Annotated in this window: 21 protein-coding genes; 4 read left to right on the forward strand and 17 right to left on the reverse strand. The window is 59.4% G+C overall.

Annotated features, from left to right (window positions below; all coding sequences use genetic code 11):
* Positions 1-221: 221 nt before the first annotated feature.
* Positions 222-1,217, forward strand: coding sequence for an MDR family NADPH-dependent oxidoreductase (locus tag RBB62_RS00005; RefSeq protein WP_309395772.1), 996 nt, complete (start codon positions 222-224; stop codon positions 1,215-1,217).
* A 104-nt stretch (positions 1,218-1,321) separates the two neighbouring features.
* Here RBB62_RS00005 and cheB read toward each other — a convergent pair whose 3' ends face one another.
* The 8 genes from cheB to RBB62_RS00045 all read right to left on the reverse strand — a co-directional run bounded on the left by cheB (position 1,322) and on the right by RBB62_RS00045 (position 12,857).
* Positions 1,322-2,362, reverse strand: a complete 1,041-nt coding sequence (cheB, locus tag RBB62_RS00010; protein ID WP_309395774.1) for a chemotaxis response regulator protein-glutamate methylesterase — start codon at positions 2,360-2,362, stop codon at positions 1,322-1,324.
* 159 nt (positions 2,363-2,521) lie between these two features.
* Positions 2,522-5,317 carry a hybrid sensor histidine kinase/response regulator gene (locus RBB62_RS00015; protein WP_309395776.1) on the reverse strand — a complete coding sequence of 932 codons (2,796 nt, stop codon included), beginning with the start codon at positions 5,315-5,317 and terminating at the stop codon, positions 2,522-2,524.
* Positions 5,314-5,907 carry a chemotaxis protein CheW gene (locus tag RBB62_RS00020; RefSeq protein ID WP_309395778.1) on the reverse strand — a complete coding sequence of 198 codons (594 nt, stop codon included), beginning with the start codon at positions 5,905-5,907 and terminating at the stop codon, positions 5,314-5,316. The genes RBB62_RS00015 and RBB62_RS00020 overlap by 4 nt, the downstream gene beginning before the upstream one ends.
* Entirely contained in the window at positions 5,904-7,163 is a 1,260-nt protein-coding gene (locus RBB62_RS00025) for a CheR family methyltransferase (RefSeq protein WP_309395781.1), read from the reverse strand. Before RBB62_RS00025 ends, RBB62_RS00020 begins: the two co-directional genes overlap by 4 nt.
* Entirely contained in the window at positions 7,160-7,633 is a 474-nt protein-coding gene (locus tag RBB62_RS00030) for a chemotaxis protein CheW (protein WP_309395784.1), read from the reverse strand. The genes RBB62_RS00025 and RBB62_RS00030 overlap by 4 nt, the downstream gene beginning before the upstream one ends.
* Positions 7,634-7,636: 3 nt before the next feature.
* Positions 7,637-9,955 carry a methyl-accepting chemotaxis protein gene (locus RBB62_RS00035; RefSeq protein ID WP_309395786.1) on the reverse strand — a complete coding sequence of 773 codons (2,319 nt, stop codon included), beginning with the start codon at positions 9,953-9,955 and terminating at the stop codon, positions 7,637-7,639.
* Positions 9,952-12,204, reverse strand: coding sequence for a methyl-accepting chemotaxis protein (locus RBB62_RS00040; RefSeq protein ID WP_309395788.1), 2,253 nt, complete (start codon positions 12,202-12,204; stop codon positions 9,952-9,954). The genes RBB62_RS00035 and RBB62_RS00040 overlap by 4 nt, the downstream gene beginning before the upstream one ends.
* 104 nt (positions 12,205-12,308) lie before the next feature.
* Positions 12,309-12,857, reverse strand: a complete 549-nt coding sequence (locus RBB62_RS00045; RefSeq protein WP_309395790.1) for a hypothetical protein — start codon at positions 12,855-12,857, stop codon at positions 12,309-12,311.
* 118 nt (positions 12,858-12,975) lie between these two features.
* On the opposite strand from RBB62_RS00045, the gene hisC reads away from it, so the two are divergent.
* Positions 12,976-14,103: a histidinol-phosphate transaminase gene (gene hisC, locus RBB62_RS00050; protein WP_309395792.1), complete on the forward strand. Its 1,128-nt coding sequence runs from the start codon at positions 12,976-12,978 to the stop codon at positions 14,101-14,103.
* A 2-nt stretch (positions 14,104-14,105) separates the two neighbouring features.
* Positions 14,106-15,419, forward strand: a complete 1,314-nt coding sequence (locus tag RBB62_RS00055) for a hemolysin family protein (protein WP_309395794.1) — start codon at positions 14,106-14,108, stop codon at positions 15,417-15,419.
* Positions 15,420-15,539: 120 nt separating this feature from the next.
* Here RBB62_RS00055 and RBB62_RS00060 read toward each other — a convergent pair whose 3' ends face one another.
* The 8 genes from RBB62_RS00060 to RBB62_RS00095 form a co-directional block, all read right to left on the reverse strand.
* Complete coding sequence (locus tag RBB62_RS00060; RefSeq protein ID WP_309395796.1) at positions 15,540-16,664, reverse strand: SPFH domain-containing protein; 1,125 nt, start codon at positions 16,662-16,664, stop codon at positions 15,540-15,542.
* A gap of 31 nt (positions 16,665-16,695) precedes the next feature.
* Entirely contained in the window at positions 16,696-17,118 is a 423-nt protein-coding gene (locus RBB62_RS00065; RefSeq protein ID WP_309395798.1) for a GxxExxY protein, read from the reverse strand.
* Between the two features lie 43 nt (positions 17,119-17,161).
* Entirely contained in the window at positions 17,162-18,298 is a 1,137-nt protein-coding gene (locus RBB62_RS00070) for an SPFH domain-containing protein (protein ID WP_309395800.1), read from the reverse strand.
* A gap of 22 nt (positions 18,299-18,320) precedes the next feature.
* Positions 18,321-19,232, reverse strand: coding sequence for a hypothetical protein (locus RBB62_RS00075; RefSeq protein ID WP_309395801.1), 912 nt, complete (start codon positions 19,230-19,232; stop codon positions 18,321-18,323).
* 106 nt (positions 19,233-19,338) lie between these two features.
* Positions 19,339-21,069, reverse strand: a complete 1,731-nt coding sequence (gene menD, locus RBB62_RS00080) for a 2-succinyl-5-enolpyruvyl-6-hydroxy-3-cyclohexene-1-carboxylic-acid synthase (protein WP_309395803.1) — start codon at positions 21,067-21,069, stop codon at positions 19,339-19,341.
* Positions 21,069-22,493 carry an isochorismate synthase gene (locus RBB62_RS00085; RefSeq protein ID WP_309395805.1) on the reverse strand — a complete coding sequence of 475 codons (1,425 nt, stop codon included), beginning with the start codon at positions 22,491-22,493 and terminating at the stop codon, positions 21,069-21,071. Before RBB62_RS00085 ends, menD begins: the two co-directional genes overlap by 1 nt.
* A 112-nt stretch (positions 22,494-22,605) precedes the next feature.
* Positions 22,606-24,141 (reverse strand): methionine--tRNA ligase, encoded by a 1,536-nt coding sequence (metG, locus tag RBB62_RS00090; RefSeq protein ID WP_309395807.1) that lies wholly within the window; start codon positions 24,139-24,141, stop codon positions 22,606-22,608.
* Between the two features lie 147 nt (positions 24,142-24,288).
* The gene (locus tag RBB62_RS00095) at positions 24,289-24,543 is read right to left on the reverse strand and encodes a 2Fe-2S iron-sulfur cluster-binding protein (RefSeq protein ID WP_309395809.1); all 255 of its coding nucleotides are present in this window, start codon (positions 24,541-24,543) and stop codon (positions 24,289-24,291) included.
* Positions 24,544-24,640: 97 nt separating this feature from the next.
* On the opposite strand from RBB62_RS00095, the gene RBB62_RS00100 reads away from it, so the two are divergent.
* Complete coding sequence (locus tag RBB62_RS00100; protein ID WP_309395811.1) at positions 24,641-24,928, forward strand: Smr/MutS family protein; 288 nt, start codon at positions 24,641-24,643, stop codon at positions 24,926-24,928.
* A gap of 174 nt (positions 24,929-25,102) precedes the next feature.
* On the opposite strand, the gene RBB62_RS00105 is transcribed toward RBB62_RS00100, so the two are convergent.
* The gene (locus tag RBB62_RS00105) at positions 25,103-25,549 is read right to left on the reverse strand and encodes a hypothetical protein (RefSeq protein ID WP_309395813.1); all 447 of its coding nucleotides are present in this window, start codon (positions 25,547-25,549) and stop codon (positions 25,103-25,105) included.
* Between the last annotated feature and the right edge of the window lie 29 nt (positions 25,550-25,578).

Raw genomic sequence — 25,578 nt, forward strand, 5'->3', positions numbered from 1 at the left:
CCAATAGACCACGCAGCGACCAACTCCTCGACAGACAAAGCTTTTTTAGGAAACTCTTAAAGCCGACAGGCTGCTAGGGCTTGCATAAGTTTAGCTGTCGGTAGGCTGGTGAGGGGCGATTGGCCGGATGTCAGCTTCTAGCGGGTAACATTCACGTTAATAGGCGGGGGTTTTTGCATTTCATTTTTGCATTCCAGGGTGGCGCATGTTTAGCTGTGCTTATGGAAATTAAAGCCCTGCGATATCATGAAACCGGTAAGCCCGCTGATGTGCTCCAGCTTGACACCTTGGAGCTTGGTCAGCCTGGGCCGGGAGAGGCGCTTGTCGCTCTGCGCGCAGCTGTGCTGCACCCATCCGATCTCGGCATGATCGGTGGCAGCTATGGCCGCTTACGCGATCTGCCAGCAGTTGCCGGCCGCGAAGGCGTGGGTGAAGTCCTGGCCGTGGGCGAAGGTGTGAAGCGTCTGAGCATCGGCGACCGTGTGAGGATGCCAGAGGAAAGCGTGCTCGTGGACGCGCTTTGCGCCAATGCCGATGATTTTGAAAAAGCTCCGGCCGATCTACCCGTGGAGCAGGCCTGCATGGCGTTCATCAACCCGCCGACCGCTTACCGCATCCTGAAGGACTTTGTCGACCTCAAGCCTGGTGACTGGATCATCCAGAACGCAGCGAACTCCGCCGTTGGCCAATGCGCCATCGGCCTGGCCAAGGAGCTCGGTCTGCACTCGATTAACCTCGTGCGCGATGTGGCGAAATGGGAAGGTCCGCTCAAGGCAATGGGCGCGGATGTAGTGCTCGCAGATGGCGAGGACTTCTTTAAGCAGTTTGGTGCGCTTACTGGCGGCGCAAAGCCCAAGCTGGGCCTCAACTCGATCGGTGGCGACAGCGTGATCAAAATGATTCGCTGCATGGCCGAGAGTGGTGTGGTCGTCACCTTTGGCGGTATGGTGGGCGACAAGGTTCGCTTCCCCACGCGTAACCTGATCTTCGACGATGTTTCGCTGCGGGGCTTCTGGATGGACCGCTGGGGCCGCAACGCCACCGCCGAACAACGCGGCGAAATGCAGCACGAGATCCACGAGCTGATTCGCAAGGGTGTGTTCAACATGACGATTGCCGGTAAGTATGCCCTGGCCGATGGTAAGCAAGCCTTCGAAGCCGCTCAAGCGGGCAGTCGTGACGGCAAGGTTATCGTTACCGGTGACTTCACGCTTTAATTTTCGCTGGTAGTGGCCAGCGCTTCCTTTGCTGGCCGCTCCTTTTCGCGATCTGGAATGGCCTCTCCGCCATGCGGGAATCCGGCTGCTGTGCAGTCCGCAGCTCAGTGGTCGCTCATTTGAGCTAGGCGGTTGAGGGCGGTGGGGCCGATCAAGTCGATGGGGAGAGTTTCGTGGGCGGCGTCGATCTCGACTGCGGCTTTAGGCATGCCGTAGACCACGCTACTTTCCTGGTCCTGTGCGATGGTGCGCCAGCCGCGTTCTCGGAGCATTTTGAGGCCTTCCGCGCCGTCGCGCCCCATGCCAGTGAGGATCATGGCCACGCCGGGTTTGGGCCAATGTGAGGCCAGACTTTTGAAAAAGACATCGACCGACGGGCGGTTGACGAGGTGCGTGGGCTCGACGGTAAATTCGAAAACGCCTCCCGTCCGAATGCGCATGTGTGCGTCGTGCCCGGCCATGTAGACATTGCCCGGTTCGGGGTGTTGGCCGTGTTGAGCCAGTTGGACATTTAGTGCGCATCGTGCGTTGAGCCACTCGGCCATGCCGGGCGCAAACTGTGGGTCCACATGCTGGACGATGCCGATAACGCCGGGAAAATCTGCGTCGAAATGGCTGAGCACATTGGCCAGAGCTTGTGGGCCGCCGGTCGAGGAGCCAATCGCGATGAAAGGCGGTCGGTCAAAGGCGCTTTTGCGGTTGATCGGAAAGGCCGGGCGCGTGAGGCCGGTGCTGTAGCTGGGCTGGGTTTTACCGGAGATGAGGCCGAGGCGCTGGATTTTCTCGAGTAGTGGCTGGGCGCCGTCGAGATTGCCGCCAGGCCCAAGGGTGGGCGTCACCGTGGCGTCTAGTGCGCCGTAGCCCATTGCTTCGTAAACGAGGTCGCCATTGGTTCCCATCGAGGCCGTGACGACGAGGATTGGCACCGGGGTGGCGGCCATGATTTCGTGGGTTGCTTCGGCGCCGTTCATGATCGGCATCACGAGGTCCATCAACACTAGGTCGGGCAAATCCGCCTGGCAATAATCCACGGCTTGCTGTCCGTTTTCCGCCGTCCACGCCACCGTGTGTTCACCGCTGGACTCCACCACCCGGCGTAAACACTCGAGGGCGAGATTCATATCGTTGACGAGGCCGATGCGCATGAGCAGGAAATACTACGACCATTTGTATCAACGACTTAACGGCGGGCGAACTTTTATTCGGGGAAAAATTGGCAGGCGGAAACAGGCCAGAAATTACCTTGCGCGGTTCGCGAAAGTTAGCAGCGGTATGACGAGGAATATCAGGGAAGGGCTCTTGGGCTAATCAATTAGGTCGCGGACGGCCTGGATGAAGGTGTCGTCCTGGAAGGAACTCTTCGTCAGGTAGTAATCGGCACCGGCTTCGAGGCCCTTCAGGCGGTCTTCTTCGCGGTCTTTATAAGAGACGACGATTACGGGCAAATTCTCCAGACGGTTGTCACCGCGAATCTTGGAAACGAACTCATAGCCGTTCATGCGCGGCATGTCGATGTCGCTCACGACGAGGTCGAACTCGCCCAGGCGGACGGCGTTCCAGCCATCGGCGCCATCCACGGCGACCTCCACGGCGTAGCCCGCATTTTCGAGGAGTTGGCGCTCGGTCTCGCGCACGGTAATGGAGTCGTCAACCACGAGGATACGCTTGCGGTTGCTGGCGTTGGCCACGGCTTCGCCGCGCTTGGTTTCGAGGCGCGCGCCGCCGGAGAGCAGTTTGTCGATGGAGGCAATGAGGTCCTCCACATCGAGGATTAAAATCGGCTCGCCGTTTTCCATCAGCGAAGCGGAGCTGACGCCCGGCACCTTGCCGAGACGCTTGTCCAACGGGCGGACTACAAGGTCGGCCTCGCCAATAAGGCGGTCCACCTCGATGCCATAGGGCTGGTTGCGGTCGTTGACAACGACTATATCCAAGTCCGGCGTAGTGGTGTTGATCGCGCCGGCAAAACCGAGAGCTGAGCGCGCCGGGGCCAGGCCGACGTTGTGCCCCTCCATCTCGAAATACTGGCGGTTCTCGACCATCTTGAGATCCTTGTAATCCATGCGCAGCGTGCGCGCAATGCGGCTCAGCGGGAAGGCGTAGGGCTCGCCATCGATCTCGGCCAACAGCGCGCGAATGACGGACCGCGTGATCGGCACTTGCAGGTGGAACGTCGTGCCGACGCCGACCTGCGTGTGGATGCGCGCCTGCCCGCCGATCTGCTGCATCAGGTTTTGGACGACGTCCAAGCCAACGCCGCGACCGGAAATTTCGGTGACCTTGCCCGCGGTCGAGAAACCGGGGAGGAACAGGAATTCCAGCACCTCTTCCTCGCTCATTTGGGCGACCATTTCCTGGGTGGCAAAATGCTTTTCGACGACCTTTTGGCGCAGCTTATCGCAGTCGATGCCGCGGCCGTTGTCTTTGACTTCGACGACGAGCATGCCGGCGCTGTGGCGGGCGCTGAGAGTCAGCGAGCCGGTCGGGTCTTTGCCCGCGGCGGTGCGGTCCTCGGGCATTTCGAGGCCGTGGTCGCAGGCGTTGCGGAGGATGTGGTTGAGGGGCGCTTCGAGGCGTTCGAGGATGTCGCGGTCGACCGGCGTGTCCTTGCCCTCGATGTCAAAACGCACCTGCTTGCCGAGCGTCCGCGCGACGTCGCGCACCATGCGGGGGAAGCCCTGCACACCGTCGTTAAACGGGCGCATGCGGCTGGCGAGCACCTCGCGGTAAAGCCGGTCGGAGAGCAGCGTGTTGCGGCGGGCAAAGGCGTCGAAATGCTCCAGCTGTTCGCGAACCAGGCCTAGCGCTCGCTCGCCGGATTGGCGAACCTGCTCGAAGTGCACGCGGGACTCGGGGTCGAGCTCCATGCGGTCCAGGATGCGCTCGCTGGCGTCGATGCGGTTACTCAGCTCGCTCTGTGCTTCCTTGAGGCGAAGCAGGGTATCGCGAAAATTTTCCAGCTGGCTCGTCTCGACAACGGTTTCCGCAGCGAGTCCCATTAGGCGGTTTAGGCTGTCGGCGGATACGCGGACCACGCTGTCGGTCTTTTTCTCGGGCTCAGCAGTGGCTGGCTTCGTGCGTTCGTGGCGAGCAGGCTTGCTGGGAGCAGGTGTTGCTGGAGCGACTGTCGGCTCAGGTGAGGCGGGGGGGGGCGGCGCAGGCTCGGGCTCGGGCTCAGGGGCGGCGGAGAGCAGTGTTTCGCCCGCGAGCGTGCGCTGTAGGTCGTCCATGATCGCCGAATAATCCTCGGCGTGCTTTTCCGGCCAGTCAGCCAAGGCTTCATCGGCGGCGGCTGAAAACTCCGTCAGGAAAGTCGCGGCGCGGGTAAAGTTTTCAATGTGCTCGGGGGCGAGTTTGATGTCGCCCTTCATCGCGGCGTTGAACGCGTCTTCGATGCCCTTGGCGATTTCGACAGCAGCCATGAGGCCGACGATCCTCGCGGCGCCTTTCATCGAGTGGGCAGCGCGCATGAGCGGCTCCATGTCGGACTCCTGAGCGGAGGCTGTATCGAAGCTGTCGAGGCCGTTTTTCAGCTCGCCCACTTGCTGCTCTGCCTCCATGCGGTAGAGATCGATCATGGAAAGATCGGGCGTCTGCTTGGGCGGTTTGATGACCTTGGCCGGCTTTGCGGTGGGCTTGGGCGCTGGTGCGTCCACGGCTGTTGTGGTCGAGGCTGGAGGTGCTTCAGCGACTCCGCCCTCGGCCTGAATTTTTGCGAGACCCTTGCAAACTTCGTCCGCCCAGGCGGCGTTGTCCTTGAGCCAATCAGCCATTTTATCCTCCGACTGCGATCCGGATTCGACGAGGATGTCCACAGCGTTGAAGAGCCAGTCGAGCTGGTCAGCGCCGAGGGTGACCTCGCCTTTGCCGGCGGCGACCATCAAGTCTTCGAGCTGGTGTGCGACTTTGCCCACGAGGTCGAGGCCCACGATTCGCGCGGCGCCCTTAAGCGAGTGCGCGGCGCGCATGAGGCCATCGATGTCGGCCGAGGCGGGGTCGGACTCCCACGCGACGAGCCCTTCGTTGAGCGCAGCGCCTTGCGTTTCGACCTCTTGCTGGTAGAGGTCGAGCATCGGGAAGCTCTGGGATTCGTCGCTCACAGGTATTTGGTTTTCAGGCTGTGGAAGATGAGTTCGTGGTCGAGCAGGCCGACTTTTTGTTCGCGCAAAATGAAGAGGCCGCGGGTAAAGGTGGCCATGGCTTTGCTGATTGTTACGGGGGAGTCCTGCAGGTTGCATTTCTCCAGCGCGTGGACGCCGTAGGCCTCGTCGGCGCGGAAAACAAACGGCCCGTCCGGCCCCTGGATCACGATCATGCGCGGGTGCACGCGGCGGGAGAGAATGTTTTCGCCACCGGTGTTTTCCAGTGTGAGCAGGGCGTGCAACGAGACGCAGAGCTGCAGCTCACCGCGGACATTCACGAGGCCGCGCAGGACGTCGTTCGTGCGCTGCGGAATGCGGTGGATCGTGGCGTCGGCAGTGATCTCCTTGACGATGCCAGCTTCCAGCGCGAGCCATTCGTCGAACAGGCGGAAGACCAGCACACCCTGGGTTTCGCGCTCTTGCTCGTCTTCCTTATCACGAAGGCGGTTTTGCCAGTCGGCCAGGTAGCCTTCGGGCGGCTCGCGGTCGAGCAGGCGGAGCATGGCTTCACGGTCTTGCTCGTCCATTTCGAAATCATCTTCGCTCATGCTTTCACCTCCTTGGGCTTGTCGGCGTTGCGGGCGCGCTTGCGCAGGCGCTCGGCGCCGGTGTGGTCTCCGCGTCGCTCAGCGAGCAGCGCCAAGTGAAAGAGCGACTGTGCATGACGGGCGTCGAGGTAAACCGCGCGGCGGAGCAGTGGTTCGGCTTTTTTGTAATCGCGCAGGCCGATGTAAATTTCCCCCAGCGTGCAAAATGCGTCGGCGACAGGTGGGGTTTGGCCAATGAGTTCGCTGGCAATCTTTTCCGCTTCCTGGAGGCGCCCGCTGTTGGCGAGTGTGCGGACCTGCACCCACTGGTCTTCAGGGGTCGCCTTGGACGGCGCTTGGGTGGCTGGCTCGGCCTGTTTCCGCGGGGCGGGTTTGCGGGCTGTGGCTTTGCGCGTTACATCGAGGTTGGCCAGCACGGAACCACGGGCGCCGGGAGCGCGCTTGACCGCGGGCTCGACCGGGCGACGCTCGAAACAGAACGCGCCGGTGGGGCCGACAGGCTTCATGTCCTGCGTGATCGCGCCCAGAGCGTCGGCATGCCCGGCAAAGATTACCCCACCGGGCGCGAGGCCGCGCATGAGGCCAGCCACGGCGCGGGCGCGGGACTGCGCGCAGAAATAAATCAGCACATTGCGGCAGAAAATGACGTCAAACGGGCGCTCGCCCATGAGGAAGTCCGGCGCCAGCAAGTTGCGCTGGCGGAAATTGACGTGCTCGCGGACTTCGCTTTTGACGCGGCGTCGGCCTTCGTCGGCGTCTTCAAAATAATGGGCGTATTGGTCGGCCAAACCACCGCGGAAGGCCATAGGACGAAACTCGCCGCGCCGCGCGTCTTCGAGGAAGCGCAGGCTCAAGTCGCCCGCTTCGATGCGGAAACTTTGCGGTGCAAAGCCAGCATCGAGTAGTGAGATGGCGATGGAGTAGGGCTCCTGGCCGGTCGCACAAGGCACGCTGAGGATGCGTAGTTGCTCGCCGGGGTTTTTCGGGCGCCACGTTTTGCGAGCCCATTCGGTGAGGAATTGGAAGGGCTTGCCGTCACGGAAGAACCAGGACTCGGGCACGAGCAGCTCGTCGGCAAAGGCGAGGAATTCTTCATGTGAGCGCAGCAGGTGCGAAAAGTATTCTTCCAACTCGAAGATGCCGGTGGCCTCCATGCGCTGACGCACGACGCTGTTTAGGCTCCCGCCGCGGAACACGCTTTCGTCGAGTCCGAATTGTTCGCGCAGATCCTGCGTTATGCGGTGGGGCAATTTCACGGAGCGGGCGTGGTGGAGTTGTCGTTAAAGAGAAGGTCGCGCACCTCGGCGGACAGGATGTCGGCAGGCTCGATGCATTGGACGATTTGGCCGTCTTTGGCGGTAAAGATGCGGCCGAGGTATTGGGCGTCGGGCGGGGTGACGCCGCTCTCGGCGAGGAAGTCGTCCGGCACTTCGAGGGTCTCGGTGACGCGTTCGGCCCAGAGGCCTAACAGCGCCGTATCGCCGTTTTTCTTGGGATATGAAATGAGCAAATACCGCGAGCTGAGGCCAGGTGAAATCGGCTGCTTGAGGATGAGCTGCCCTAGATCAATAACGGGGATGACTCGCCCGCGATACTCAAAGCGACCACCCACGTAGGCCGGCGCGCCGGGCACTGGCTTGAGCGGTAGGGCGGGGATCACGATTTCCACGCGCTCGGCGTCGATCGCAAAACACTGGTCGCCCAGATGGAACATCACGTTGAGCATGGGTTACTTCTTATCCTCCTTTCGCGGGGGGAAGGGGGCGCGGCCGGGGAACGGCGCCTTGGTGAGGATTGGCTTGCGCTCGGGCGCGGGCTTGCCCTCGGTGGTTGATGGCGGAAATGGGCTGCGGGCGGCTGAGGCCGCGGCGGCGCGCATCGGGAAGGGCATGTTGGTCATACCACTGGACGACTTTTCCTTCACCTTAAAGCGGGAGACTTCGCGGCGCAGGCCGTTGACCGCGGTGTGGAGCGCACGGGTGGCTTCGTCAAATTCCTTGAGGGATTCGGCAGTGCGAGCGGCGCCGTCGCGCAGGCTCGTCATGGCTTCGCTGATTTGCTGCGCGCCCTGGGTCTGCGCCTCCATGCCTTCGCTCACGGAGGCAAAGCGCGGCGCAATGCTCTGCACGCCGGTGATGATCTCGTCGAGACGTTCGCCGAGGTCGCCCACTTCTTCCACGCCGTGGCGGACGGACTCGTTGAACTTATCCATCTCCATGACGCCGGAGCTGACCGCGGCCTGCATCTCGTTGACCATCGAATCGATGTTGACCGTGGCGTTGGCAGTCTGGTGGGCGAGGCGGCGGATTTCGCGGGCGACGACGGAGAAGCCCTGTCCGTGTTCGCCAGCCTTCTCGGCCTCGATCGCGGCATTGAGCGAGAGCAGGTTCGTCTGCTCGGAAACTTTGCCAATGGTCGTGACGACCTTGGTGATGTTGTTGGCCTTCTCGCTGATCACGGCGAGTTTGGCCGCAATGGAGCTCGTGGCCGAGGACAGGTTGTCCATCGAGGCGGACATATCCATGAGCTGGCGGCGGCCGTCTTCGGCGATGGAGCCAGTGTCACTGGCGGAGCCGGCGACGTCGCGCATGGTGTCGAGCAGCTCACGCGAGGTGGCGGAAATCTGATTCACCGCTGAAGCGATTTGCTGGGTGGAGGCTCCGAAATCCTGAATCGTGACCTCCTGGCTTTTGGAGGCGCCGCTGATGCGCGTGGCCGTCGAGACGAGTTGAATCGTGGAGTTTTTGACCTGCAACAGGAGCTGATTCAGGTTGTCGACCATGAGCTCAATGGCTTTGAGGAGTTGGCCAGTTTCGTCGTTGGTGAGGACTTCTACTTCGTGCGTGAGGTTGCCCTCGGCGACGGCTTGAGCGAGGTCGTTGGCCTGCTGGATGCGCGCGCTGAAGCGGTTGGCGAAAATGACGATGACCAGCAGCACCGTGAGGACGCCGATCAAGCCCACGATGATGGCGCGCTTGATGTCTTCCCAAGTCGGGCCGGTGACCACGCTTTCGGGGACGGTCATGGCGATGCGCCAGCCACCAGTGGGAATGAAGGCGCTGGTAAGGAAGGACTGCTTGCCGGTTAATGGGTCGTCGAAAATGATAGACGGGCTATCCTGCCGGGTTTGCGAAATGCGGTCGAAGAGTGTGCGGTAAACTTGGTCGACACCCTCGTCCTGGAGGCGGATGCCGCGTTCGCTGTTAAACTCTAGCTTGCCGTCGGGGCTTTTCTCGAAGAGGTCGAGCATCACGCGGCCGTTGTCCTTGCCGCGTTGCACGTAAAAGCGATCGATGGGCATGGTGCGATATTGGTCACCGAGGGTGGTGGCAATGATGCGACCTCGGCTGCTGATCAGGTAGAGCTCGGCTCCCTGGTAGGGCTTGAGGTCTTCGAGCGTGTCGCTAAGGGTGTCCAGCGCACGGTCGATGCCAACGACACCCTGAAAGCGGCCATCGATGACGATGGGCGCCATCTGCTCGACGATCAGGTTGAGGTCATTGTAAATGTAGGGTTCGGTGACCAGGTATTTTAGGTCGGGGTTTTTGGTGAGCGCTTGACGCACGCCCTGGTAGTAAAGGCTGCTGTCCATTTCCACAAGGATCTCGGACTTGATGCGTCCGCCGTCGGTGAGGTCGCGGAACCAGTAAGGGATGAAGCGCCCGTCTTCGCCGATCCAGTTGGGAGGGTGTTCGAAGCTGGCGAGAAACTCGGCGTCATTCCCGTCGGCGTTTGGTTCATAGCCAATGGAGACGCCGACGAATGCAGGGTTGGCTTCGAGGACACGGCGCAGCAGAGCCACGGATTCGTTGCGCAGGCCAAACATGCCGCTCTCCTGAGCATTGGCGATGGTGCGAGAGACGGTGACGGCCTTAAGATTGGCTTGCTCGATGCGCAGGGCGATTTGCGCGATGTCGTCCGTCATCAGTTGTTGGTCCTTCTCGAGCATGCGCGTGTGGCCGCGGTAGATGTTATAGACCGCCACACTGCCAGCCGTCAGGATGACCGGCAGCAGCACGTAAACGAGGATCTTCGTGCGTAGGCTCATGATGGTTTGGCGTTGGATTCAGGGGCGTTGCCCTGATCGTCTTCGGTTTTAAATCGGGCGATGCCGCCATTGACGGCAGTGACCGCTAAATTGAGTTTGCCCGCGGCGCCCTGGAAGCCCTCCAGCGCAACCTTGGTTTGTTGCGCGGCGGCATTAAGTGAGGCGATGGCGTCGGAAATTTGCTCAGCGCCCTGGGTCTGCGCTTCCATGCCTTCCTGTACGGATTCGAAGCGTGGCGTGAGCGCCTCGACTTCGATGATGATGTTTTCCATCTGCCCGCTGAGGCGGTTGACGGTTTCCACGCCGGTGCGGACGGCTTCGTTAAACTTGTCCATCTCCATGACGCCGGCATTCACGCTGGATTGCATCTCCTTGACCATTTGCTCGATGTCGAGCGTGGCCACGGCCGTCTGGTCAGCCAGGCGGCGGATCTCCCGCGCGACAACGGCAAATCCGAGGCCAAACTCGCCCGCCTTTTCGGCCTCGATGGCCGCATTGAGCGAGAGCAGATTGGTCTGGTCGGCGACCTTGGCGATCGTAGTGACGACGTTGTTGATGTTGTTGGCCTTCTCGGCGATGATCGACAACTTGCCCGAGACCGACTGCGTGGCCACGGAGAGATCTGTGACGCCGTCGCGCATGCCGTCGAGGTGGCTGCGGCCTTCGCCGGCGACTTCCGCAGTTTGGCGGGCGCTGGTCGTGGCCTTTTTCATGGTCTGCGTGAGCTCGACCGAAGTGGTGGAAATTTCCCGCACGGCGGCCGCGATCTGTGTGCTGGAGGAACTGAAGTCTTGCGCGGCGCTGACCTGCTGTTGGGCGTTGGTATTGATATCTTCGGCAGAGCTGGTCAGCTGGCCAGAGGCACCCTTCATTTCAACGACGAGTTGCTGGAGGTTGCCAATCATACGCTGGATTGCCCGAAAGAGATCGCCGGTTTCATCACGGGCCTTGGACAGGTCGCGTCGGCTTTGGCAGCAATCGTTCATTTCCTGCTGGGCGTCGGCCAGTTCGCCGTCGGCCACGTGTCGGGCAATGCTGGTGAGGAATGAGATGGGCCGGGCAATGATGCCGCCCATCCAAGTGGCCATGAAGAAGATAAAAATGAGCAGGACGATTGCTCCAAAGAGTGTCGCGAAAAATATCTCGTCGAAGACTTTGGCGATCTGCTTATGCGGCTCTGAGAAGTCCTCGGCGAGCGCGGTAACGCCGAGCACCCAGTCCCACGGTTTGAAGTAAACATATTTGATCTCGAGCTTGTGTTCCTTGCCCTGAACGTCCTCCCACATGACGGATTTGGAGCCGGTGGCACCGCTGCGTTGCTCCGCCTTGGCAAGCGCGTCTTCGCGGATCTGTTCGAAGAAGCGCTGACCCTTGGCGTCGATGATGTCATTAATATTTTTGCCATGAGGGAAGGCTTCGCCAGTTAAAATAAACTCGCCAGCGCGGGCCTGGTCTTTGCCATACATGACCCAGCTGTAACCGTTGGGACCGATCTCGGCGTCGTAAATGGCTTTCTTGAGCGAGGCGGCTTCATCGCGGCGGACGCCCACATAAAGCATGCCGACGACGTAGCCGCTGTCATCAAAAATCGGGCGGTAAGCGGTGAGATACCAGCGGTTGACGACGTAGGCCGGGCCTTCGTAAACGGCGCGCTCGTTGACGACGCGGTGGATGACGGGGTTGGGCTCGCCGTCGGTGTTGATGGCCGGGATGTAGGTGCCCACAGCGCGGTGGGCGTTGGCGTTTTCCACATTGGTCGCCACGCGGAGCATGTCGCCCTCGGCGTTGATGCGCTGGAAGATCGTGCAGGTGCCGCCCACGAGGTCCTTCACTTGATCCACGACGGGGGAGGGCTCGGAAAAACTGGTGTTGGGTGTGATCGGAGTATCGCCGACGAACATCTGCGGCAGGCCGACCGCCTTGGTTTCCTGCGTGTATTGGTTGGTGGCCTGCCAAATGATTTTCTCGTCGCCAAAGTGGAGGCCGCCATTGTCCTCGAGGACGAAATCTGCGACGCCGAGCGTGCGGTTTACCTGAAGCTGGATGAGGTTATTCGCCACGCGACACAGGCCGTAAATATCTATGACGGCGTGGTTCAGGTTGTTGCTGATGATCGCGTCGATTTCGGCCTCGATGGTGCGCGTGCTCTTCTTATCCTGCGCAGCAATAAGGATAGCCAGGCCTAGCACTGGCAAGAGGGCCGAAAAGATCGCCAGACCCGCAACCTTTTGTCGCAAAAGTAGCTTCATCAAATAGTGAGATGGTAAAGTGACCGCCAATCCTGAGGCTCTTGCAAACTATTGGCAAGGCGAGAGTTGGGGAGAACTGGACGGCTTGGAGATGCCTATCGAGACTAGTGCGTGAGCAAATCGCCGCCAATGAGCTTCATTGTAATGGGGCGGGTTTTGGCGGAGAACGGACGTCCATCGGATCGTCGTACGCCATGAAGGGGGAATTGAATCGTTACCTCATCGCCAAGGTGCTTGAGCCAAGACTCCGGTGGGTAAAAAGTCAGGAGTCCTATACTGTCCATCTGTGGAACGATTTTGTAGCCGCATTCGCTTTCGTTGTTCTCGGTCCAAGTGCTGGCCGTGAGTAGGATGAATTGCTGGGGGTCTGGAAATTCGGGATAGGCGGTGGTTGGCTTTTCTCCCTCGAAATCATAGCTGAAACTTTGTTCGCCTACCTGAAGGAATAAGTCATCAGCGTAAAAATTAACTAGTGTGATAGTAAAATGAGGCCTACCCAATTCGTCGCGTCTCAATTCGAACTCTGGACCATTCATGATGTGCAATCCCTTCACGGGCTTCTCTTGCTCATAGCACAGCGGCATTTCAATTGGCTCGGCCTGAAGACTAATGTTGAGGAGGAGGATTAATGTTATCGGGGCTAGGAAGCGCATGGTCTATGATGATACGTATTAGAGTGACCGGGGGCGGTATGCAAGTTTGCAGGCTCAAGTAAGTCATCACTGCGCGCTTGCGTGCGTCTTAAAAATGGGCACTTTAGGCGCTTTCCCCATGAAATACTCAGATCTAGTTCGTCCAGACGTGCTCAAACAGCCAGTTTATGAGCCGGGCAGACCCATTGAAGACGTGGCACGAGAGTTCGGCCTCGAAGCAGCGTCGATCCTCAAGCTCGCGTCGAATGAAAATCCGCTGGGTCCATCACCAATGGGCATGGAGGCTGCGGAAAAAGCCTTGCGCGAAGCCCATCTCTACCCAGATGGCGGGTGTTGGAGGCTGCGCGAGGCGCTGTCCACGAAGTTTGATTTGGCGACCGACCAATTTATCATCACCAACGGTTCCAATGAGTTTGTGACGCTGCTTTGCCAGGCTTTTTGCGGGCCAGGTGATGAAGCCGTGATGGGCGCGCAGAGCTTTATTGCGTTCAAGATCGGTGTGCTGCTGGCGGGCGCGAAGCCTGTCGAAGTCCCGATGCCCGATATGCGGCACGACCTCGACGCGATGCTGGCGGCGGTTAACGACAAGACGAAGCTCGTTTACATCCCGTGCCCGAACAACCCCACTGGCGATTGCCTGACCCAGGAAGCGCTGGAGGCGTTTGTCGACCAGCTGCCGGACCACGTGATCTTCTGCTTTGATGAAGCTTACGCCGAATATTCCGACGACGCGCCGGACCTGCGTCCGCTCATTGCCAAGGGCAAGAAAGTCGTCTGCTGCCGCACGTTTTCCAAGATCTACGGCTTGGCCGCATTCCGCATTGGTTATGCTTACGGGGATGCCGAGCTGATCTCGCTGATCAATCGCCTGCGCGCGCCATTTAACGTGAATGCGATTGCCCAGGCCGCCGCGACGGCCGCGCTGAGAGACCACGATCACGTGGCCCGCGCCAAGCAGGTCAACGACGCCGGACTGAAGCAGCTAGTAGCAGGATTTGAGGCGCTGGGCTTGGAATACCGCGCTGAAGGTGGGAATTTCGTGTTGTTAAAGGTTGAAAATCCGGGGCAAATATTCGAAACCTTGCAGCAGGAAGGAATTATTGTTCGTCCGTTGAAACCATATCTGCTAACTCAACACATCCGGATAACTGTCGGCACGGAGACGCAAAACGCGCGTCTGCTAACGTGTTTGCAGGCTGTTCTAGAGGGGGAAGAATCGGGCGACTCCGCGAGTGAGCGCCCATAGAGGTGAAGACGACTTTAACGGAATTTCTCGCTCTTGGCGGCGGCTTGATTTGCCTGCTGTTTGTCAACGCATTGCTGGTCGCATGTGAGATCAGCCTCATCAAGCTGCGTTATGCGGACCCGGATGAGTTCGACCTTGAGCAACTGCGTTCGCGCAAACGCGTAGCCTACTTGCTGAACCAGACGGACTGGGCGGCTCCGGTCATGCGCTTTGGCATCATGGCTGTCACGGTGGCGCTCGGCCTCGTGCTGTTCCCGATGATCGGCTTTGCGATGCAGGAGATCACGTATTTCCAGGGGCAGCCTGGGGCGTCGATTAAAGCGATCATTGCATTCCTTGTGGCCGCGTCGGTGGTCAGCGTGTGCGGGTATTTGATCCCGCGCGCTTTCGCGCTTTCCAATCCGATGGGCGCGCTGCGGATGTCGTCCTGGTTCGTGATTGGCGCGGTGGCAGTCGTGCTACCCTGGTTCAAACTGCTGCGCGCAGTGGCCCGCCGCATCGTGACGCTGATGGGCTTCAACTTCGAGCACGACTTCAACGTGTTGGACTTCGAGGTGCAGATCCGCGCCCTCGCCGAAGACGAAGAACCGCCGTCGGCCTACCAGCGCAAGCTCCTCCGCAACAGCCTGCGTCTGCGTGACCTGGAGGTGTCCGACGTCATCTTGCCGCGCAATCAAGTGCAGCTGTTTTCGCTCGATAACTCACTGAATGAAAACCTCGCGCTCGCCCGCGAGACCGGGCACACGCGTTTCCCGCTTTGCGATGGCGACCTCGACCGCTGCGTTGGCCTGATCCACATCAAGGACATCTTCCGTTTCCCTGGCGACTTAAAGACCGTTAATCTCCGCAACATCGTCCGCAAGATCGAGCGCTTTAGTGCGGATACCAAGCTCGAAGAAGCACTCCAGCGCATGCTCGCGCAAAAGATTCACATGGCCCTCGTGAGCGATGAGTTTGGTGGTGCCCTTGGTGTGGTGACGCTGGAGACTATTTTGGAAGAACTCGTGGGCGACATCGAAGACGAGTTTGATATCCCCGAGACGGATGACTTCACCCAGACCGGCCCGGACGAATACCTCGTCGACGGCCTCATGGCGATTCACGATCTCGAAGAAGAGCTCGATGTGCAGATCGACACGGACGACGTTTCTACCGTCGGCGGTCTCATTACGAATGAACTGGGCCGCATCGCGGAAACCAACGAGACGCTCACGCTCGACGAATACGGCTTGGAAATCACCGTGAAGGAAGTCGACGAGCGCCGCGTGCTCTCGGCCGCCGTAAAGAAAATCCCCGTCGTGGAAGACGAGGATTGATTTAAACTTTGCATCGCAAAGTAAGAGCCCGCGAAATCACGCTTTGTATCGCAAAGTTAGTTTGCTAACTCGGCGAACGTCGCGCTCCTTCGCGGGCGATGACTATACTCTACACCTGAATTAATTGCTGCCCTGTGCAGCGCCCATCTGGTTGACCATCTGGTCCACATCGAGCAGCGGCACGGCGAGCGTGGAGATCGTCATGTCGCCAAGGTTCAGGTTGCCGATGGCTTCCAGGGCGACGAGGTTCTTGCCTCCGCTGCCTTGGACGGCTGCAGCGCGCAGACGTTCGCCTTCGGCTTGGGCTTCGCGCTCAAGTAGCATGCCTTTGGCGAGTAACTCTTGGGCGTAGAGATCGGCATCGGCTTGAGTGCGCGCGACCGTTACTTCGGCCTCGGCGCGAATGGTGGCGACTTCCTTGTCGGTCTCGGCTTTGAGGCGTAGCTGCTCGGCCTTTTTCTCTTCTTCAATCACGCGAACCATGGCTTCGGTCTCGGCGATGATTTTATTCGTCTCGCCTTTCTTTTCTTCGGCAATGGCGCGGGATTTATTGAGCTCCACATCCTGGTCGGCGAGCTTCTTATCGAGGATTTTGCGCTCGTAAGATTTATCAAAGGAGATGTCGCGGACAAGCAATGCAATGAGCTCAATGTGATTGCGGTCGAGTTCTTCCTGTAGGGCGACTTCCACGCTCTCGGTTTTTTCGCGGCGCACATCGGGCAGGTAAAACTCTTCCGTGCGCATGGTGCCGAAGACGTTGCGCAGCGTGTTTTGCACTTGGTCACGGACAATGCCCTTGTAGCGCATTTCGGTGTTAAAGGCCTTGTAAAGCTCATGCACTTCCCCTGGCTTGGGGCGATACTTCACCGTTACGTCGAGTTGGATCGTATAGCCGTCCTTCAGCTTGAGCTCGATGCGCTCTGGGCCGTCGGGCGGAAGCGTAGAGCTGCTCAGACGAAACAGCGAGTAGCGCACGCGCTGTTCCTGGCGCTCCTCCTGGGTAGTGAACTCGGTGGTCTGCACAGTGGAGTCGAAGACGTTCCAATTGTCGAGCATGGGCAGGTTGCGGTGCCAGCCGGCACCGTAGTCCACCGGCTGCACGCCCTTCTTGCCGAGCACGGCGTATTGCTGCGTGCGCACGCCGACTTCGCCCGGCTCGAGTTTGATCATAAACAAGGCGAACAACACGAACACCCCGAGCATGGCGATGATCACGCCGACTGATCCGATTTTGATGAATTTCATGATAAAAAGATGGTTGGGAATTTTGGGTTAACTACGAATGGCGCGAATGAGCGCGAATCCGTGAGGATGAATCATTAACAAAGCGCTCGTACTCTAATTTTTCCGACTGCCCGAAGTTGACGAGGAGGCCTAAAGTATAGCCGGTCGCTTTTAAGTAATTCAGAATTTGGGCGCGGTGTTCATCGGCCAGTGTTTTGGCTGCTTTGATTTCTATAATGATTTTTTCAAAGCATACAAAGTCGGCTTCATAGTGCTGTGTTAGTGACTGACCGCGGAAGGCTAATCTTAGTTTTTGCTTTGCGGTAAAGGGAATTCCGAGTCGTTCGAACTCTATTGTCAGACACTCCTGATAGACACTTTCCAGGAAACCGCTTCCCATTTCGTTGTGCACATTGAAACACGCGCCAACGATTTGGTAGCTTTCGTCTTTTAGTTCTATTGATTTCGTCGCCATAGATTCGCGCCCATTCGAGCCATTCGTAGTTTAAAAACACGTATTACTGGTTTTTATCCTTCTTGGCCTTGGTTGCGGCGGCGGCTTCATCCACGGTGGCGAAGCGTTCGGTTTCGCCGCTGATGGTGAAAGGCTGGCCGGTTAGGCTCATGCCTTGCAGGCGTTCAGCGTAGGCCATCTTGACGAGGTTGCGGCCGCCTTCGCCTTCCAGCGCATTGGCCATGACTTCGGTTGCCTGCGCCTGAGCTTTACCCTGCGCGAGGATTGCCTTGGCGTTTTGCTCCTGCGTGTAGAACTTCGCATCGGCACCACGCTCGGTTTCGATGGCGTAAGCTTCGGCGCCTTTGATGGCCTTGTTGGCTTCGGCTTCTGCTTGCACGATCAGCTGGCGCATTTGGCCCTCGAAAGTGGCGATAAGCACGTCCTTCTTCTTCGTGGCTTCCACGGTGCGGAAGATTTGATTTTGCTTCGCGGCGTTGGCTTTGGACATCTGTTCTTCCACTTCCTGGTCCGCGAGTTTCTTCGAGCGAATCTTCTCTTCGTACTCCGAGTGGAAGCGGAACTTCTCTGCAATGACGCGGGTGACTTCGAGGCCGAATGGCTTGAGCAGCTCGTTCATTTCCTGTTCGGTCTTGAGCGCTTTTTCATTACGTACGGAGGCGTCGTAAAACTGCTCTGTGGTCATCTCGCCAAAGACGGTGCGGCTGACGGAGCGTGCGTAGTCGCGCACCCACTTGACTTTATAGGCGTCACCGAGGCCGCTGGTTTCAACGACTTCTTCGATCTTGTCGCGACGGATTTGGTAGTTGATCGTCAGGTCGAGGAAGACGTCGCTGCCGTCGATGGTTTTAATGCGCAGGTCGTCGCGGGTGTCGCGCGCGCCGCGGGTGGCGTCGGCCGTCATCTCCAGTCGCTGCACGGTGGTGTCGAGCAGGAAGAAGCTGTTGAGAAAGCCGTTGTAGATGTAGGTGCCGGACTCGGGGATGACGGTGATGCCGCCGGTGAGGTTGTTAACCTTCACGCCGATTTCTGTGCCGCCGACTTTATCGACGCGCACGGTGAAGAGCAGCGCGATGGCGACCATGAATATCGCCACGAGCACAAGGATGATCGTGCCGCTAAAGTGCCGCAGGACGCTAGGCCGGCGCTGGCGCAGTGGAGGTGGTGTTTGGTAGGACATAGCTTGGTTGGGTTTATTGAAATTACGCGAGCTGCTTCGGCTCGATGACTTCCTGTGCCGTGAGAATTTTCCAGGTCGCGGCGGCGGCAATGCCGATGCCCAGCAACAAGAGGAAAAAGAAGTGAATGCGCAGAATAAAAGCTGCGGCGAGGCTGCCCAGCGCAATGGCAATCCAGGCCAGGAGCATCTTCATGATCTTGACTTCGAATTCGTCGCGTCGCGATGAAGGGTAACGGCGGATGGCTTCGTCGTTAGCGTGGTAGGCTTCGGCCGAGTATTGGATTTGTGGGAAGCGATAGCTGTATTGGCCGCCGGTTTCCTCCAGCACACAATACTTGGCCTTGGCCAGATACTTGAGCTTGTTTTTGACTTGGCCCAAGGTGAGGCGCGAGTGCCCGGCGACTTCCGCGAGGCGCACTGGGCCGTTGACCCCGGCGGTTACGTAAAGCAGCTCATGCTGCCACACGGCATTGGCCGGCCAGGCGTCGACTTGGGCGCGGTCGCGGATTTCGGCTTCGAGCCGCTTGCGTGTTTCGGGCGAGAAAATGGCGTCGGCATCGTTGAGCTCTTCGCCGGTGTAAATGTCTTTGCCGCCGATGGGCTCATCACTTTTTTCGCCAATCAGTTCGAAGAACTCATAAACGTTCAGGCCGTCGATACCGCCATGAAAAACGACTTGGCGGTCGACCATGCCGTCCATCACTTCGGTGACCATTTCCAGGGAAACGGGCAGGTAGGTGAGGACTTCGTTGGCGGTCACCCAGCCGCTGTTGCGGGCGGCAAGACGCTCGGCAAGGTTCTCCACGATGGCGGTGAGGAGTGGCATGGTTTTGGCGATTGAGCCTAGGCCCTCGCCATCGTCCCGCAAGCGTGGAGTCTCGATATTAGCATTCAGCATTTGAGCCAAACAGGTCTTAATAAGCAGTGTGTTCATTGGATTATCTCCAAAGACAGCTTACTCTTGCGGGCCATGCCGCGCCATTACAAGCGGAGGCGTTGATTATAATGAACGTAATCTCTGCCTAATGACTCTAACTATTTTACGCGGGTCCGAGCAACTCGCCTCGTTGGCGCATGTCGGCCTTGCGGTTGGTTTTCAGCTCAATGATCTGGATGCCGCTTTTGGGCAGCTTGCGCGCGAGGGTCTTGACGTCGTCCCAATTCTTCGGCGTGTGGTGGACAATGCCGTGCGCTGCGGCAAGTTTGGCGAAGTCGATGTTTTGCGGCGTCGCGAAAAAGCGTTCGAACGGTGGCTCGAATTCCGAGATTGGCAGCTTTTCAAAAATGCCGCCACCGTTGTTGTTGACTAAAAATATCGTCAGCGATCCCTTGAATTCCGGGTTCGTTAGCAGGCCGTTTGAGTCGTGCAAAAATGCGAGGTCGCCGGTGATCAGTACGCCGGGTTTGTCCGAGGCCTGCGCCATGCCGAGTGCCGTGGACAGCGTGCCATCGATGCCGTTGGCGCCGCGGTTGACCACAAACTCGAACGCCTTTTTGTTCGCGGGCCAGAAGAATTCGATGTCGCGAATTGGCATGCTGCTGGCCACGCAAATTGGTGTGCCGGCGGGCAGTGATCCGGCGAGCACGGGCGTGAGCTTGCTTTCGAAAAGCTCCGTGCAGTCGCGGAAGAATTTTTTGAAGAACCGCTGCTGTGCGTTTTCCATGACGACCCATTTGCCGACAAACTCAGTCTGCGGTTTTACTTTGTCTGGCAAAGTAAGTTGCGACGGGCGGATGGGAATCGTTTGCACCGGCGCGTAGCTGGCGTTGAGGTTGAGCTTGCTGGGGCTCAGGCGCCAACTGGGCAGCAGACTGCATTCGCGCAGGAAGCTGCGGAGTACTTTGCTGGTGGGCAACTGGCCAATGAAGAGCAGCGCGCCGGGGCGCAACTCGTGGCGCTTCATGGTGTCGCGCAGAATGGCGTCGTAGGCGGCGATGATGGTCTCGCATTCGCTGGTCAGTCCGCGTAGGCCAGTGGCGCCATCGCAAACGAGCGGCCAAGATTTTGCATTGCAAAGTTTAACAATGGCCTGGCGGTCTTCGTCGGTGTAGCGCGTCTCCGGCGGGCCAACGACCACGAGCACATCGTCTCGTTCGGCGAAGGGCAGGTCATCCGCAGCAAACTTCGACTCCAGCGGCGTAACCGGCGGCTCGGAAAACGGAAGCTTCTTTAAATCGATGGCGGGGAAGGGAGCGCCGAGCGGTCCTTCGACGGGTGCGAGCGGTTCGCGGAAAGGGATGTTCAGGTGGACGGGGCCGGGCTGCAGGTGCGTGGCCACTGCGCAGGTATGCTGCACCATGCGCACGAGGTAGGCGTGGCGCTCGTCGAGCTGGCGCTTCATCGGCGGCAGGCCGAGCTCGTGGTAGTAGTGCGCGTATTCGCCGAAGAGTTTGACTTGGTCGATGGCTTGGCCAGCAGCGCAGTCGCGTAGCTCGGGTGGGCGGTCGGCGGTCAGCACGATGAGCGGCGCGCCGCTGTAGTGCGCCTCGATGATGGCGGGCAAATAATTGGCGGGGGCGGTGCCGGAGGTGCACACGAGGGCCACAGGCTCGCCGGATTGTTTGGCGCAACCGAGAGCGAAAAACGCGGCGCTGCGCTCGTCGAGAATCGGGGTCGACTCAATGCGGTTATCCAGCGCGAAAGCGAGGGTGAGTGGGGTGGAGCGGGAGCCTGGGCTGATGATCGCTCGACGCAAGCCACAGCGGACCAGAGATTCCACGATGAGTCCGGCCCAGACGGTGTTGCGATTGGCGCGCAGTAGAGGGTGCATTACTGAAGAGAATCAAGCAACGGCTTCAATTTCAAATCTGTTTCTTGCGTTTCGATCTCCGGATCGGAGCCAGCGACGATGCCGCAGCCCGCGTAAAGGCGCGCGCGCTGGCCGTCGATGAGCGCGGAGCGGATGGCGACGACGAACTCGCCGTCGCCATGATAGTCGAACCAGCCAAGGCAACCGGCGTAGAGGCCACGGTCAAAGTTTTCGATGCGCGCAATGTCAGCGCGGGCGGCTTCGCGTGGCTGGCCGCCGACGGCGGGTGTCGGGTGGAGCTTGGAAGCGATGGCCAGGATGTCCTGATCTTGCGTCAGGTCGGTGCTGATCGGCGACCACAGGTGCTGCACGTTGGGCAGCTTGAGCAGGCGCGGATTGCTCGGCGGCTTCACGACCAGATCGACTTCGCCGAGGCGCTTGATGATGGCCTCGACGACGCACTGGTGCTCGTGCAAATCCTTCTCGCTGTTCATGAGCGCCGAGGAGTGGCGCGCGTCGTCGCGGACATTTTCACCGCGCGGCGCGGAGCCCGCGAGGGCCTCGGTGAACAAGCGGCCGGACTCGACACGGAGCAGGCGCTCGGGCGTGGCGCCGATGAAGCTCTGGCCTTCGCCGTTGGCAAAAGAAAACGCGTAGCACGACGGGAAACGGTCGCGCAGCTGCGCCAGCGTTTCGAGCGGGCGGAACGGTTGGTCGGCCTTCAGTTCGACCGCGCGGGCGAGCACGATCTTGCGGTAAACATTGATGTCGATGTTTTGCAGGGCATGGTCCACGGCGGAGGCAAACCAGCCTTCACCGCCGACGTCTTCGCGGTCCACGACGGAGGGCGGCGGGTTGTCGTCGCCGGACATTTCGTCGTAATCAAAGCGGCCGAACTTCGCGTGCGCGGCCAATACTTTGCGAGACAAAGTTGCGATGTCACTCTCGGGCTCGATGATCAGATTTGCCGTCGCGACATACTCGCCTAAGCGGCGCGCCACCTGCCACCGCGGGATGAAAATCGTGGCGGGCGCGAAGTAGGCGTCGTCTCCCTCCGCGTCGTCGCAGAAGGTGAAGGCGGTGAAGAAATGCGGGCCGGCGAAGGGGGCATCGAGGTCGCCGATGGCCACGGTGTTGTCCAATATGTGGTCGGCAAACTTGCGGACGATGGCGAAGCGGTCGGGCCCGGAGATTTCTTCTTCAAGCAATGCCTCGGCGCCGGCGATGGCTTCTTCCGTCTGTGGTCGCTCCAGGTAGAAGTGGCGCTCGGTCGGCTCGTAGATCGACTGCAACACCGCGAGCGGATCGAGGTGCTTCGCGCGCAGGGAAATACTCGCCAGCTGCGGATGCTGCTTCTGGCGCGCGCGCTCGCGCACGTGAAGCAAAAACTCCGCGAGCGCTTTCGGGTCGCGTTGCGAGAATTTATCCGGCGAGACGAGTTCCATCAGGCAAAGAGGTAGGGACGGTTGCCCTCAACCGTCCTTGTTTCAATTCGTTGGCCAATCTTATGTGGCGGACGGTTGAGGGCAACCGTCCCTACCTTTGGCGAAGTCATGCTTAGCCCTCGATGCGCGGGAAGAGAATCGTTTTCTCGCCGAGGCTGCGGCCTTCGAGCGTGCCGACATTAAACGTCAGGTTGCCTTCGTAGGCGGTTACCGAATCGGCGCCGACGAGCTCCAGAATCTGGGCGCTGATCGTTGGCATGACCGGGGTGAGCAGCGTGGCGGCGAGGCGCAGGGACTCAGCCACGTAAGCCAGCGAGGTGAGCACGCGCTCCTTGTCGGTCGCGTCTTCACTTTTGGCGAGCTTCCACGGTTGGCGCACTTCCAGATAGCGGTTGCACGCGCGGATGCAGACCCACGCGGTGTCGAGGCCGCGGTGGAATTGGAAACCTTCGTATTGCTCGATGACGGTCGCGGTGTTTTCGTCCCAGACCTTCTTGAGCTCCTGCTCGGGCTCTTCGTCGATGGTGGCTGCAGGGACCTTGCCGTCGGCGTAGCGTCCGCCCATGTTGAGCTGGCGCGAAACGAGGTTGCCGAGGTCGTTGCCGAGGTCGGTTTTGTAACGCGTGAGGAGGAGGTCAGCGGAGAAATCGCTGTCCTGCCCGACATTCATTTCGCGGATAAAGAAGTAGCGAACGGCGTCCGGGCCAACCTGGTCAGCGAGCTGAATCGGGTCGACGACGTTGCCGAGCGTCTTGGACATTTTCTCGCCGGAGATATTCCACCAGCCGTGCACCAGGAGCTGCTTCGGGATGGGGATGCCGGCGGCGTGCAGCATGATGGGCCAGTAAACGGCGTGCGGCGGCACAAGGATGTCCTTGCCGATCACGTGGAAGTTGGCGGGCCACTTTTCCGCAAAGCCGTCCTGGCCGTAGCCGACGGCGGAGATGTAGTTGGTCAGCGCGTCGAACCACACGTAGCACACGAAGTCTTCGTCGAACGGCAGCGGGATGCCCCACTCGAGGCGTTCCTTCGGGCGCGAAATGCAGAGGTCGTTCAGCGGCTCCTTGAGGAATTCCAGCACCTGCTTTTGGCGAAAGCGCGGGAAGACGAAGTCCTCATTGGTCTTGAGAAAATCGATGAGCCAGTCCTGATATTGGCTGAGCTTAAAGAAGTAGGCAGGCTCGGAGAACTCCTCGACTTCGCCGAAGATTTCCGGCCACTCGCCGTCGACCTTGTCCTTCTCCTGAAGGAACTGCTCCTGGCGCTTGCTGTAGAAGCCCTTGTAGTCGGCGCGGTAGATCTCGCCCTTGTCAAAGAGGTCCTGCAGGATCTGGCGGACGACATCCTTGTGCCGCGCCTGTGTGGTGCGGATGAAGTCGTCGTTGGAAATATTGAGCGTGGAGCAGAGGCCCTGGAATTTCTCGGCGATTGCGTCGCAGTATTCCTGCGGGGCGATGCCCTCCTTGTTGGCGGTCATTTGGACCTTTTGCCCATGTTCATCGAGGCCGGTCAGGAAGTACACGGCGTCTCCGCTCAATCGCCGGTGGCGGGCGATCACGTCGGTGAGCACTTTCTCATACGCGTGGCCGATGTGAGGCGAGCCATTGGCGTAATCGATTGCGGTGGTGATGTAGAATTGCTTGCTCATGGTTAATTCGGGCAAAGGAACCACTCAATCCGCTTGAGCGCGAAGCTCAACGGTAAAATATCGGGTAGGGACGGTTGCCCTCAACCGTCCTTTACGGGGAAATTTCCCAAAATACTCGTGGACGGTTGAGGCAACCGTCCCTACCGCCTAGGCGTCGATGACCACGTCGGTTTTTGGCGTGGAGCAGCACAGGAGAATGTTGCCTTCGTCGGGGTCGGCGGCGTGGCCAAAGGGGTAGTCGACCTCGCCGGACACGAGTTTGTGTTGGCACATGGTGCAATTGCCCGCGCGGCAGCCAAAATCCAAGTCGAGGCCCTGGGATTCCCCCAGTTCCAACAGGCTGTCTTCGACGGCGTCCCAGTCCGTGGTGACGCCACTTTTTTGAAAAGTGACTTTTGGCATGGGTGTAATAAAACCTATTAAAAACCGGATTACAAGCCTGTGTTGCAATTTGCTCGAGCAGGCTTGCGGTTGCTGCTTGGTGTGATTGAATTGCGAAATGGATGAGCCCGATTTCGATGACCCCATCGAGCTGCCGATCGACGGCGTGCTGGACTTGCACACGTTTTCTCCGCGCGATGTGAAGGAGCTGTTGCCAGCCTACTTTGAGGAATGCCTGGCGCGCGACATATTCCAAGTGCGCGTGATCCACGGCAAGGGCACGGGCGCGCTGCGAGAGCTGGTCCACGCGCAACTGCGCAAGAACGACATGGTCGCGAGCTTCCAGTTGGCTGGGGAATCCGGCGGCGGCTGGGGCGCAACGATCGTGGAGCTGAAGCGCGGCTAGGTAGACGCGGCAATTGGATGCGTGTTTTTTAACCGCTGAGAACGCAGAGGACGCGGAGATCGCAGAGCGTTAAACTTGGAATTCTATTTAAAGAATCCCTCCGTGCTCTCTGCGTTCTCCGCGTCCTCCGCGGTTAAAAATGTTTCAGGCTGACGGATATCCGTCAGGTTTTAGCTACTCCTTCGGCCAGACTTGGCCGCCCATGTCGAGCTTGGCCTGGATGTCTGCTTGGCTGTCGATGAAGGTGACGCCTTCCATGTCAGGGCCGATCTTTTTACCGATCACGTAGTATTCCGGGGAAATGTCGGGCAGCGTGAGCTTCACTTCGTCGCTGATCGGCGTGATGACTTGTGCGGCCATGCCTTCGGGTGCGGTCAGCTTGGAGATGACCCAAATTTCTTCGCCCACGACCCAGACGGAGTCGATCTTGATCGCGTAGCCGGCGGTCGGCGCTTGGAGCTCGATCTTGTAAGTGCGCTCGGTCACTTCGACGTCGCCGGATTGGTTGGCGGGTTTGGTGTCGGCGGGCAGTTCAATGAAAGGCTTTTCTTCCTTGGGCTCGCCACAGGCGGCCAGGAACAGGCTCGAGGTAATCATTGCGGGGATAAAGTATTTGCGCATGACAGTAAATTGAGCGCCTGAACGTCGGG

This window comes from Cerasicoccus maritimus, from assembly GCA_031296935.1.
GTDB lineage: Bacteria > Verrucomicrobiota > Verrucomicrobiia > Opitutales > Cerasicoccaceae > Cerasicoccus > Cerasicoccus maritimus.